Origin of the sequence: Flavobacterium poyangense (assembly GCF_011751075.1) — a bacterium.
GTDB classification, from domain to species: Bacteria; Bacteroidota; Bacteroidia; order Flavobacteriales; family Flavobacteriaceae; genus Flavobacterium; species Flavobacterium poyangense.
On the sequence record NZ_JAALLN010000011.1, the window covers coordinates 94,624 to 107,199 of the forward strand.

11 protein-coding genes are annotated in these 12,576 nt (G+C 34.2%); 5 read left to right on the top strand and 6 right to left on the bottom strand.

Going from position 1 to position 12,576, the window contains the following annotated elements; translation table 11 throughout:
* Positions 1-3 precede the first annotated feature (3 nt).
* The 3 genes from G3A47_RS16360 to G3A47_RS16370 all read left to right on the top strand — a co-directional run bounded on the left by G3A47_RS16360 (position 4) and on the right by G3A47_RS16370 (position 2,219).
* The gene (locus G3A47_RS16360; RefSeq protein WP_166924265.1) at positions 4-477 is read left to right on the top strand and encodes a GNAT family N-acetyltransferase; all 474 of its coding nucleotides are present in this window, start codon (positions 4-6) and stop codon (positions 475-477) included.
* Positions 478-607: 130 nt separating this feature from the next.
* Positions 608-1,807, top strand: a complete 1,200-nt coding sequence (locus tag G3A47_RS16365; RefSeq protein WP_166924267.1) for an alanine dehydrogenase — start codon at positions 608-610, stop codon at positions 1,805-1,807.
* 37 nt (positions 1,808-1,844) lie between these two features.
* On the top strand, positions 1,845-2,219 hold the full coding sequence (locus G3A47_RS16370; RefSeq protein ID WP_166924269.1) for a DUF4258 domain-containing protein: 375 nt from the start codon (positions 1,845-1,847) through the stop codon (positions 2,217-2,219).
* Between the two features lie 203 nt (positions 2,220-2,422).
* On the opposite strand, the gene ung is transcribed toward G3A47_RS16370, so the two are convergent.
* Entirely contained in the window at positions 2,423-3,094 is a 672-nt protein-coding gene (gene ung / locus G3A47_RS16375) for a uracil-DNA glycosylase (RefSeq protein ID WP_166924271.1), read from the bottom strand.
* A 111-nt stretch (positions 3,095-3,205) separates the two neighbouring features.
* Here ung and G3A47_RS16380 point away from each other — a divergent pair, with 111 nt between their 5' ends.
* Positions 3,206-5,371, top strand: a complete 2,166-nt coding sequence (locus G3A47_RS16380; RefSeq protein ID WP_166924273.1) for an endonuclease MutS2 — start codon at positions 3,206-3,208, stop codon at positions 5,369-5,371.
* 300 nt (positions 5,372-5,671) lie between these two features.
* Complete coding sequence (locus G3A47_RS16385) at positions 5,672-6,085, top strand: thiol-disulfide oxidoreductase DCC family protein (protein ID WP_166924275.1); 414 nt, start codon at positions 5,672-5,674, stop codon at positions 6,083-6,085.
* Positions 6,086-6,231: 146 nt separating this feature from the next.
* Here the strand turns inward: G3A47_RS16385 and G3A47_RS16390 are convergent, their stop codons facing one another.
* The 5 genes from G3A47_RS16390 to G3A47_RS16410 all read right to left on the bottom strand — a co-directional run bounded on the left by G3A47_RS16390 (position 6,232) and on the right by G3A47_RS16410 (position 12,532).
* On the bottom strand, positions 6,232-7,017 hold the full coding sequence (locus tag G3A47_RS16390; RefSeq protein ID WP_166924277.1) for a hypothetical protein: 786 nt from the start codon (positions 7,015-7,017) through the stop codon (positions 6,232-6,234).
* A gap of 141 nt (positions 7,018-7,158) precedes the next feature.
* Entirely contained in the window at positions 7,159-8,196 is a 1,038-nt protein-coding gene (locus G3A47_RS16395) for a hypothetical protein (RefSeq protein ID WP_166924279.1), read from the bottom strand.
* A 78-nt stretch (positions 8,197-8,274) separates the two neighbouring features.
* Positions 8,275-9,693, bottom strand: coding sequence for a hypothetical protein (locus G3A47_RS16400; RefSeq protein WP_166924281.1), 1,419 nt, complete (start codon positions 9,691-9,693; stop codon positions 8,275-8,277).
* Between the two features lie 61 nt (positions 9,694-9,754).
* Complete coding sequence (locus G3A47_RS16405; protein ID WP_166924283.1) at positions 9,755-10,324, bottom strand: hypothetical protein; 570 nt, start codon at positions 10,322-10,324, stop codon at positions 9,755-9,757.
* Between the two features lie 465 nt (positions 10,325-10,789).
* Positions 10,790-12,532 carry a DUF885 domain-containing protein gene (locus tag G3A47_RS16410; protein WP_166924284.1) on the bottom strand — a complete coding sequence of 581 codons (1,743 nt, stop codon included), beginning with the start codon at positions 12,530-12,532 and terminating at the stop codon, positions 10,790-10,792.
* Positions 12,533-12,576 lie beyond the last annotated feature (44 nt).

A 12,576-nucleotide genomic window follows, 5' to 3' on the forward strand; every position in this document is an offset into this window, starting at 1 on the left:
GAAATGAGTATCCAAGATCAAGTAAAAATAGTCCCCTACTCTCCTGATTTAAAAGAACCTGTCAAAACCTTAAATTTAGAATGGTTGCAAAAGTATTTTAAAGTGGAAGAAAAAGACGAGATAGTACTTTCAAATCCACAGGAATATATTATCGATAAAGGTGGAATGATTTTTTATGCGTTGTATAATGATGAGGTTATCGGAACTTTTTCTCTGATTAAAATTGATGCCACGACATTTGAATTAGGAAAAATGGCAATTTCGGAGAAAGCACAAGGCTTGGGAATTGGAAATAAAATGTTGGTTCATTGCATGGCTGTGGCTGAAGAAAATCAAATTAAAAAACTGATTTTGTACTCTAACCGCATTCTCCTTCCGGCAATTCATCTGTATGAAAAATTTGGTTTTATCGAAATCCCGTTAGAAGACGGAGTGTATGAAAGAGCCAATATTAAAATGGAAAAAATACTGTCCTGATTATTAATGCAGTATTAGCAGAATATTTGCATTGATTTTAAAACTTTTTACGTAATTTGTACTCTTAATTTTTCCCTCAACCCATGTCGATTACCTTAACTCCATTGTATTCTTAATTTTCCCACTACCCATGTCAATTACATTAACTCCATTTACGAAACAACAATTGTTGCCACAAGAAGAAAAACTTGAAATTGGCCGATTTAAAAGAGAGCTTTTTATAGGGATTCCTAAAGAAACAAGTTATCAGGAACGTCGTATTTGTTTGACACCGGATGCCGTAAATTCGTTGACCTACGAAGGGCACCGCGTGATGATTGAGTCGGGAGCTGGGGAAAGTTCAAGTTACTCTGACAAAGAGTATGCTGATGCCGGTGCTGAAGTAACAAAAGATACCAAAAAAGTTTTTGGCTGTCCGATGCTTCTCAAGGTAGAGCCGCCTACCCTGGCAGAGATCGAAATGATTAATCCTGAAACGATTATCATCTCTGCAATTCAGCTTAAAACAAAAAAGAGAGCTTATTTTGAAGCTTTAGCCTTAAAAAAGATTACCGCACTTGCGTTTGAATACATTAAAGATGAAGACGGCTCTTACCCTGCCGTAAAATCTTTAAGCGAAATTGCTGGAGCTGCTTCTATACTCATTGCTGCAGAATTAATGATTACCGATGAATTCGGAAAAGGACTTTTATTTGGAAATATAACCGGAGTCCCTCCTACTGAAGTTGTTATTTTAGGAGCCGGAACTGTTGGTGAGTTTGCAGCAAAAACGGCTATAGGTTTGGGAGCTAATGTCAAAGTTTTTGATAATTCGATTACCAAATTACGTCGTTTACAAAACAATTTAAATCAGCGAATCTTTACTTCTACCATTCAGCAGAAAGCGTTGCTAAAAGCATTAAGACGTTGTGATGTAGCGATTGGTGCCATGCGTGGTAAAGAACGTTGTCCGATTGTAGTGACAGAAACGATGATGGAACATATGAAAAAAGGAGCCGTAATTGTTGATGTCAGCATCGATACCGGTGGTTGTTTTGAAAGCTCTGAGGTTACGACGCATGAAAAACCAACCTTTATAAAAAGCAATGTACTGCATTATTGTGTACCAAATATTCCTTCAAGATATTCTAAAACGGCCTCACTTTCAATAAGTAATATGCTTACTCCTTACCTACTTCAGATAGCCGAAGAGGGTGGTTTGGAAAGCTCTATCAGATGTAACAAAGGCTTAAAAAACGGCGTTTATTTGTATCATGGAATTCTAACCAACAAAGCAATTGGCGAATGGTTTGATTTGCCGGATAACGATATTAATTTACTTGTATTTTAAGGGAACTTTAGCGTACCTTTGCAAAAAAAAATATTTCATGAAGTTTGTACATCGTTTTGCTTATTATTTGATTGGTTTGATTATGGGATGCTTTTTCGTAGCCCTTGTTTTTAGTGGAAAAGATACCCGATGTAATTACTTTCCAAATGCCAGGGTTTTGAATAGTTTGCGCACCAAACCTTTTCAATATTCCGATAAAGCAATTCAGACTTTGAATGAAAAATGGGTTGATACGGCCGATGTAAAAAATACATTGACTTATGGCGATGTTGATTTTGATCAGAGTAATGTTCCTTTCAAAAAAGGAAAGCTTTATGTGATTGAAGGTAAGACAGTAAAAAATCAGGAAATTGTTCTTAAAGTAATCAATTACGAGAACAAAGCGGTTTTGGAAGAAATTACAAAAAAGTAAACTTCAGTTTAATTTTATCATAGTTATAGTAGTCTGATTGATGTAAACTTCGGTTTATAACAAATTGGTTTTATCATAGCTACATTAGTTTAATAAATTATAAACTTCATAAAGCTCTTATCAATTGGCTCCGGCTTTAGCTCGAGTTAAAGAATTGATTAGTATAAAAAAGGCTTTAGCCGAATATTTGAAGTAGTTTAAACCTAGAGCCATTCAATTTCTGAAATTCCTTTAGTTCTCAAAAACGCATTAGTTTTGCTAAAGTGTCTGTTTCCAAACCATTTTCCCTGATTAGCACTCATTGGTGACGGATGTCCGGATTCTAAAACAAAATGTTTGTTGCGATCTATTTTGGATCCCTTTTTCTGAGCAAAAGCGCCCCACAATAAAAAAACAATATTTTCTTTTTGATCAGAAATAGCCTGAATTACAGCATCGGTAAAAAGATTCCATTTCAAATGTTTATGACTGTTCGGACTGTCTTTTCGAACCGTTAATGACGCATTTAAAAGTAAGACACCCTGCTTTGCCCATTTTTCTAAATTTCCGGAAGTTGGCATAAAAATCGAATCGAGATCAGTGCTTAGCTCTCTGTAGATATTGCGCAAAGAAGGCGGAATTTTGACAGTATCATTCACCGAAAAGCTTAAACCGTTTGCTTCTCCTTCTCCATGGTAAGGATCCTGGCCAATAAGCACTACTTTTAAGTTTTTAAAATCACAAGTATTAAAAGCAGAAAAAATCAATTCTGTCGGCGGATAGCAAATTTGCGTTTGATATTCTAATGCTAAAGCTGCGGTTAATTCCGTAAAATAAGTCTTTTGAATTTCGTCTGCTAAAACGGTTTGCCACTCTGAAGAAAGATTGATTTTCATTTAAATAAAATTTAATTACAAATTTCGTAAAGATTTTTGCAAAGTACCAATTATTACTACTATTTAGTTTTAAAACTTTGTAACTTTGAACTTTACAACTTACGATATATAATGATATCCATTACCGAAAAAACATTACAAGATTTACAATTTCCAACGGTGCTTGAAACCATTTCAGCAGGCTGTAATACAGATATTGGAAAACAAAAAGCTTTAGAAATAACTCCATTTAGAGATAAAGAAACATTGATGCAGGCTTTAATGCAGACGTCAGAATACGTTTCGTCGTTTGAGAATAACAATGCTATTCCAAATCATGGTTTTGATGCGATTACGCACGAAATCAAATTTCTGGCTATTGAGGATAGTTTTCTTGAAGTGGGCAGTTTCAGAAAAATTGCTACACTTTCTTCAACATCAAACTTTTTGCTGAATTTCCTTCAGAAGTTTGATGATTATTATCCAAATTTAAATGCCAGAGCTTCAAGAGTTGAATATACCAAGGATATAGTTACGCTAATTGATGCGATTGTAGATAAATACGGTGAGATAAAAGACAATGCTTCACCGGCACTTTTGAGCATTCGCCAGAGTATGAATATTGTTCGCGGCAAGGTAAATCAAAGCTTTGGAGCGGCTCTTACGCATAATAACAGTCTTGGTTACTTAGATGATATTAAAGAAAGTTTTGTTCAGAACCGAAGGGTTTTGGCTGTTCTTGCCATGTATCGCCGAAAAGTAAAAGGCTCTATTTTAGGGAGTTCAAAAACCGGAAGCATCGCTTATATTGAGCCAGAAGCTACTTTGCAATATTCGCGAGAACTAAGCAACTTAGAATACGAAGAAAAAGAAGAAATTACCCGAATTCTGAAGCAATTATCTAATGAAATACGTCCCTACTTACCTCTTTTGATTGAGTATCAGGACTTTTTGAGTGATATTGATGTTGTTGCCGGGAAGGCAAAATATGCCAATAGAATTAAAGGAATTCTGCCAACCATTACCGAAGAAAGAAGGCTGTTTTTTAGAGAAGCGTATCATCCGATTTTGTATTTGAATAACAAGCAAAAAAACGAAATTACGCATCCGCAAACCATTGAATTGAAGCAAGATAACCGAATTATTGTGATATCCGGACCCAATGCAGGAGGAAAAACAATTTCGTTAAAAACCGTTGGATTGCTGCAATTGATGTTGCAATCGGGTATGTTAATCCCGGTTCATGAGAGAAGTGAAACGTTCTTATTTGATCGGATTTTAACAGATATTGGTGATAATCAGTCTATTGAAAACCACCTTAGTACCTATAGTTATCGATTAAAAAACATGAATTATTTCCTGAAAAAATGCAACAAGAAAACCATGTTTCTGATTGATGAGTTTGGTACCGGATCAGATCCTGAATTGGGTGGTGCTTTAGCGGAAATTTTCCTCGAAGAATTCTACCATCGTGAAGCGTTCGGAATTATTACCACACATTATTCTAATTTAAAAATTCTCGCCAACGAATTGCCTTTTGCTACCAATGCAAATATGATGTTTGATGAGAAAACATTAGAACCGATGTACAAATTGGCTCTTGGACAGGCCGGAAGTTCATTTACTTTTGAAGTAGCTTTAAAAAACGGAATCCCATTTGGACTGATCAACAGAGCGAAAAAGAAAATTGAAGTTGGAAAAGTTCGCTTTGATAAAACCATTGCTACCCTTCAAAAAGAGCGTTCAAAACTCGAAAAAACATCTCTTAACCTTAAAGAAGAAGAAACGAGAGCGCGTGAAGAAGGTAAAAAAATGGAAAACATCAATGTAAAAATCAAACAAAAACTGGAGAGTTATCAGGAATTGTATGATAGTAACCAAAAGACCATTTACATTGGGCAAAAAATTGAGGACATTTCGGAAAAATATTTCAATAACAAAAACAAAAAGGAACTGATTGGTGAATTTTTGAAAATTGTGGAAATTGAAAACTCCAAACGCAAAAAAGCAACTCCAAAAGAAACCAAAGCTATAATTGAAAAGAAAAAAGAAGTTATTGCTGAAGTAACGGTGCGGGTAGAAGAAATCAGAAAAGAGAAAAAGGAAAAGAAACTGAAACCGGTTGTCGAAAAACCAAAGCCAATTCTAAAAGTTGGAGACCGCGTAAGGATGCAAGACGGAAGATCAGTTGGAAGTATTGATGCAATCGAAAAAAATAAGGCGACCGTAAATTATGGAATTTTTACTTCGAAAGTAAGTTTAGATGAATTAGAGTTGGTTGAAGCTGTGAAGAAGTAATTTTTTTAAGCTTTCAGTCTCAGTCTCGGTTTTTGGTTTCGAAAATTTAAAAAAAGGAGAAAAACAGAATGAAAATTCAAATAAAGCGTTTTAAGAGCGTATTTTTGAAAAGAGGGTAACGAAGATGGAATATTTTAAAAAGCGGTTTAAAATTTATTTATGAAAGCTGTTTTTAATTTAAATTTTCGATCAAATTTATTTTTTTGATAATTAAAACTAATAGTAAGATTCGCCAAACCTGAAACCTGAAACTTGAAACCTGAAACAAAAAAAACAAAAAATCTGAAATAAAACTTAGCAATGCTCAATTTCCCAAAAAATAAAAAAATAATTCTTTTTGACGGTGTTTGTAACTTATGCAACTCTGCTGTGCAATATATTATCAAACACGATAAAAAAGACGTTTTTAGATTTGTGGCATTACAATCGGAATTGGGCATTGCGATTTGCAAACATCTTGGTGTAAGTTTCTCTAAAATGGACAGTATTATTCTGTACAATCCCGGGGTGAGTTATTTTTATAAATCTTCTGCTGCTATTGAAATTGGGAGAAATTTTGGAGGAATCTGGAAACTGATTTCTATATGTAGAATTGTTCCTATTTTTATAAGTGACTATGTGTATGATTATGTTGCTAAAAACCGATATAACTGGTACGGTAAAAAAGAAAGCTGTATGATTCCTACTGCTGAGATTAGGGAGAAGTTTCTTTAAAAACTTAACTTGATTACAAGTAGTGGCTATCACGTTAAGCGTTCTGGATATTGGTCATTCTTTTACCTTTTCATTCAAAAATTTGCTTATCTCTGAATGTGCCTTTGCGCATTTTGAAAGAAAAGTAGGTGTTGCAAAAAAGTATTCTATTGATCTGTGCTTTCTTTGGGAAACTCAAAACTTTTTCTAATTTTTGTAATTGCACTATATAAAATACTGAAAATGGCATCTGATGAAAAACCGCCAAGGAGTGCTAACCCGCTTTTATTGAATAGTAATCCGGTTCCCTTATCATTGATAGACGAGAAGAGATTGATTTCAGATATGATTAAACCCGAAATGAGTCCTAAAATAATGACTATAGGAAAGTTAATGGAATCTTCCGGGATAATTGTGCCATTTCGGATTGAATTGTTTATATATCTCAAAAAATAAAACATAACTCCTAAACCTGACAAGGAAAGTAAATAGATCAGATTGACTAAAAGTGATAATCCTTTATTATTCAGTATTCCTTCATCCAGCGAATTCATGTTTACATAAGAAGACAGACTTGTGCAAATAAAACAAATCAGAAAGAAAAAAGCTGCAGCAAACAAATATCTCGTGAGAGGCATTTGATTAAACATATATTTATTGTTCCACTTGCTGGATAATGATTTATAAAACAGTATCGATTTCGGAGTTGCGGGAGAGATGTTTTTAGATAATAAATTATAGGCCTCAAGTAAATCGTCAACAGAGCTGTTTCGGATTAAGTCTTTAACTTCAGGATTAATCAGTATACCGTTATGTGCAGCAAAATAAATCATATTGTTAATCCCTTCGTTAAGTTCATTTATGGTTTCTTTAGAAATGCCAAGTTCACTTGAAGCAGCTGTATCAAAATTATTCTTTACGCTTTTTTCATCAGAGTTGTCTGTAGTTCTCATTTTTATGTTTTTTATAGTAAGGCAATAGTTATGACGTCCTATTCGATTTGATAGTTGGTATTATAATTCTCTTGATAAATCAAATTTATTACGTTGTATGGTTATTTGTCACGATGATTATATAGGGCAATTTTTATAAGATTAGTTTCCGGATAATGGAGGGCATTCGGGCACTAAACGACTGATATAACCTAAAACTTGTTTGACATTTGATGTTAATGTGACTGTATTCTGATCTGCTCCTTCGGCATTGAAAGGAGTGGTTGTCATATCTTTCAATGCAAAAGTTTCCATAAAAACAGTACCGTCTGAGGCTTTACTGTCGGCTATAATATTCAGGTCTTCAGGATGAAAATCCCCCGTTATTTTAACTTCTGATCCTATCAAAACAGACTGTGGAATTAGCGGAAAACTACCTGTATTCCCGATCAGAGTTCCATTAGAAAAATGACCTTTTTCTAAACCGTCAATTTTCCATTCCTGAGTGTTTAAAATTTCAATATTTAACCAAGATCGATAGAAATCCACGCGAAGTACTTTTAGGTGAATTTTTGTGATCATAGAATTTGTATGCAATGGTATTTCTGTGCATGTTTCATTGGAATCATAAATTTTCCATGACACACTGGAATCTCCATTTAAAACCAAAAAATCTTTAGAATCGGTATCTCCGTTAATTACATCAATCTCAATTTCGGTTAAGTTAGCATCATTGTCTAATAAATCACACCAATCATAAGGTATTGTGAGCACACTGAACCAATTTTCAGGGATTCCGCCAAAACCTGAAAGTTTTGACAAATTATAGGTGTTCTTTGCTTCTTCAAAAAGCTGTTGTGTATATTCTGAAGAGGTATTGGCTGTATTAACGATATTTCCCCATATTTTTGATACAGAGTTAAGGCTGTCTATATAGTCAGGACTAAGCAAAGGAACGGCATCCGATAATAACGCAGATTGATATGCGGCCCGATAACTACCTGAAGGGTTTGCGCTGGATTGTGCATTTCTATACTTATCGATTTCAATTATAATAGGAATAGCCGTAAGCTGCAAAAGTACCTGACTCACAGTAGCATCAGTATCATCAGCATCACCTTTTGGATTATTATCTGTAGTTGCTTCCCAATCCGCTTTTTCAGATAGCTCAGAAGCTATTAAGGCACATAAATTTTTCATATAAACTATTGGTAACTGTATAAAAGTGATATAGGTTTTTCTTATATCACTTTTATATTTCAGATAATTTTCAGGTACTTATTGGGAAGAATTTTCTTTTGGAGAAAAAGGTATTACCTTGCTGACCCATCCTATGATTTGCATTCCCGGAACTGTAATCTCACCATTTTGAAAATTAGAGTCAAATTTATCTTCACTGTGCCCATAACCATAGCTTCCGCTGACAGAAATAGGTCCCCAGCCTACAGATGCGCTGGTTTTCATAGATTCCTTAATATGCTCTTCTTCCTCATGACTAAATGCAGCTTTTATTGAAATATCTTTTGCTACAATAAAAGCAACAGGATACATTGGAATGTAGTTTGAGGCATTAGTAGAATCAATCTTTCCATTGGATATTTCCCCGCTTTTCAACATATTGGTAGACCAACTGCCTAAACGGAACAACGATTCTGAAAACCATGGACGTAAGATGTTTACTTTAGCTATTTTTGCTGAAATTTCTACAGTATCCTTATCTGCACTACTGGTGGAATGCGAGAAACTCCCTTCTGCACTTGCTTTTACTTTCCATAGACCATAATTGACATCAGTACTTACGCTAAAGCTATGTTCTGTTGCTTGTGATCTGGTTTTAGTATTTCCTCCACTGATTTTTAATTCAGTAAAGTTTAGATTTCCTTCCTCTGTCCAGTTTGCAGGTGACGAGTAGCTAAACAACCACTTATCAGAAAAACCTAAAGAAGAACTGAATTTATTATCCTCGCCTACAGCTTCTCTTGCACGTACAATGGTCTGACGAATACCGTCGTTTATGGTTGTATTTAAAATAGCCAATGCCTGTTCGACATATTTCGCATTTCCGGCAGTTAGTTTTCTGTAGCTGGCTTTGATATTGTTTTCTAATAAAGGAGCTTTCGTTTGCCAGTTTCGGTCTGCCGAAGCCTGTACAGAAGAATCTTTAGACTCCAGATCATCCAAGTACAGATTATAGGCGCTTCTATAGGCTATTACACTTGCAACATAATCATTAAGATTTGATTCGTATAAGACATAGTCATCACCATCTGTTCGGGCAGTCACCTCTTCCCCTGTAAACGGATTCTTCTCATTTTTCAAGGGGTGGAGATAATTATATGCTTTATCATACATTTCCGTCTGCTTAGGATCCGGAGTTGTACTGGCGTTTGCACTTAGTACTATATCTTCGTAATTTTTTGAAAGCGGATTACTGGAATTAGACCATTCCAAAGACATTGGAGAAATCTGATCTACCATTCTTGAAAACTCTTCAGAACTTTTTAAATCTCCTAAAGGGTTTGAAGGTGTTCTGGGGTTTGCAAAAGATTTAACATCAACTGCTGCGTTTTTGGAAAAGTGAATAAAAGTTTCTGTTTCTTTAAACGGATTTGTTCCTGTTGATGGCTGATACGTAATAGCGTCAAACATTCTGTCATAAATTGCTTTTAAAAGCTCTTTTTCCTGATCTTGTGTCATAATTTTAAGTAATTTAAATGGTTTAGTAAAAAAAACGTCTTCTATATTCTGTTACTCAATATTAAACCGGAGTTTCTTTGACATCTAATAAGTACCTGAATATTACATCGAAAGAGGTTTTACCTGTACCTATTTTCTTTCCATTGTTTTCAGAATCATTAATATAGGATATCTTTAAATAGAGTAAATCTGTCTGTTTCATCTTCGATTTTCCATTTAGAATATCTTTTAGAATGGTCCCAAATGTTGTAGCATTGGATAATACATCAATAATGGTACTTCCGGGAACAAAATCTAAAATGCTTTTCGTTAGCGCATTTATGGCGCCTTGAATAGGAAAAGTACCATCGTACCTGCTCCTTTCTAAAAATTTTGAAACACCAATATAAATATCCGGTAAGGATTTAATTTCATTTGAAATAATCGTTTCTTTATGAGAGTAAAAAAAGTCCACTATTTCCGGAAGAGTTCCAATTACTATCAAAGGCTGTACTCCCGCACCTGTTTCGGAGAACAGATATTCTCCTCTAGAGTTTTTAATTGCTTTTTTTAATACGCCTCTGTCTAAAACAATTCCATGCCATGGCACTTTAATTAATTCGGCAGCTGGTTCTCTGTACATATCAATCATAAATTGTATTTTTTTATTAGTTAATTAATATTGTAAGTAATAGATTACATATAAATATAGTGTTATCTACTACAGACAAAAGCTCAATCGTTATATCTGTCTATAATAAAATAATAAGTGTTTGTTTTTATGTACAAGTGATTTTACATGAATAACAAAATCGGTTAGATTTAACTTTTAAAGCGCAAAATATTGAGATCGATGACTTTATATTTTGAACTATTTTGAGAGAAGAATAAACCGGAGACTAAAAATGCCACTGTAAACCTTAACTAAAATAAGATCCATAAAAAAAGCCGTATTAAACTCTTTAGTTTAATACGGCTTAGAATGGTGCTTTACATTTGACTAATTCTCTACTACTTTTGCGGAACCGAACAAAAGTAAAGTATATTATTGGGGGTATTTGTAAGACTGATTATAAAAAAAAGGAGGCTTTTTCATATTAGAAAAAGCCTCCTTTTTTTATTCTTTAGATAACATCAGTTCTTTAATGTACTTCACGGGAGCACTACCAAAACTTAAGAATTTTTCATGAAATTGTTTCAGTTTAAAATCTTTTCCTTGTTCTTTTTTAAGTTCTTCTCTTAGATTATAAATCTCTGTATATCCGGTAAAATAAGAACATAGCTGAACCTGAGATAAGGTGACACGTTTCCATTTTCCATCAGCTTCGGCTTGTTGTTGAAAAGCTTCTTTGATGAGTAAGTCAAGAGCCGCTACTTTAGACATATTCTTTGTGTGAACGCTGATGTCTAAAATAGTATTACAAGTTGCTCTTAAATTCCATTTGTAGTACATCAACCACATTTCATCAGAATTTTTATAGCCACTTTCCAACATCATTTTCTCAGCATAAACTGCCCATCCTTCGACCATGGCACCATTTCCTAAAATAGATTTTATGATGCTTGGAGATTGATTGCTGTAAACCAATTGGGTATAATGTCCCGGAACTGCTTCGTGAATATTTAAAATCTGAAGAATATAATCATTGTATTCACGCAAATAACTCTCAGCATTTTCTGCTGTCCAACCTGACATACTACCTACATTATAATAAGTATTACCATTTTTGTCATAAGGGCCTGGTGCAGAAATAGAAGCTCCGGCAACTCCGGCCATATAAGCAGGTTCTTTACGCACTACAAGTGGTTTTGACGGATCGATATACAACAAATCTTTTGCCTTAACATAAGCGGTCAGTTCAGGAATTTGTTTTTCGATTTCCGATTGAAACTTTTCCGGTGTAGTGTGTTGTAGTGAAATTTTATCAATAACCTGCTTAATTAAATCTAGCTTATCATTCGGTTTTGGAGCGGTACCTTTGTATTTTGTCCAAAGTTTGCCTGCGATAACAAACATTTTGTCATGAAGATCCTTTTTGTGATCCACCGCAATTTTATAAATTTGATCTACATTGTATCCTGATTGAATATCAAAATTGAATTTTTTAGCATACAATTCAGCTCCCAATCTAAAAGAACGAGGTGTTTTGTTTGGTAATTTTTTCAACCATTCTGCATAATCTGCAATAGCTTTTACCGAAACTTTAGCTTTGTCAAGAATTTCTTTTTTCTCTGCATCAGTTAGCTTACTTTTTTTCAAAGCGTCGCTTAATTCTCCTTCAAATACACTTGATCCTCCTAAATTCTGAGCAATAGCAAGGTCTGTGTGTTCCAGAGTTGGATTTTTAATGTTCTTTTTTGCAGCTTCATAGTAAGCCGGGATTCCGTTCATTTTGGTATTAAAAGCTTTTAAACGAACTTCCAAACTATCATAATTTCCATTTAGAATTTCTGCAAAAGAACCACAAACATTATATTCAGAAGGATTCCATTCTCCTGATTTTAGTTCTTTAGTACTGAAAATAATGTCTTCTAAATGATTTTTTATCATGTAAAAATCAGTTTTGTTCTTATCAGACAATTCGTCAATATCATATTGTTTTAAAGAATCTAATTGCGCTGTAGCAAAATCAAGTTGTTTTTTTTCTTCTTTACTGTCCGGAATTACTAAAACGCTATCAAATTTATGGTATCCGACATTGGAAGCCCAGTCCGGATTTATTTCCCATAAAGAGGTAACAAAACCTTCTTTATATTGATCGAATTTTTTGTCTAAAGACGCATTGACAGTGGTTTTACCACTTTTATTACAGGAAAGCAGTAAGGAAGCTGCGCAAAAAGAAAGAAACAGTTTTTTCATGATGTATTGTTTTTGGGTAGTACAAGTTTAATGAAGGTAAAATA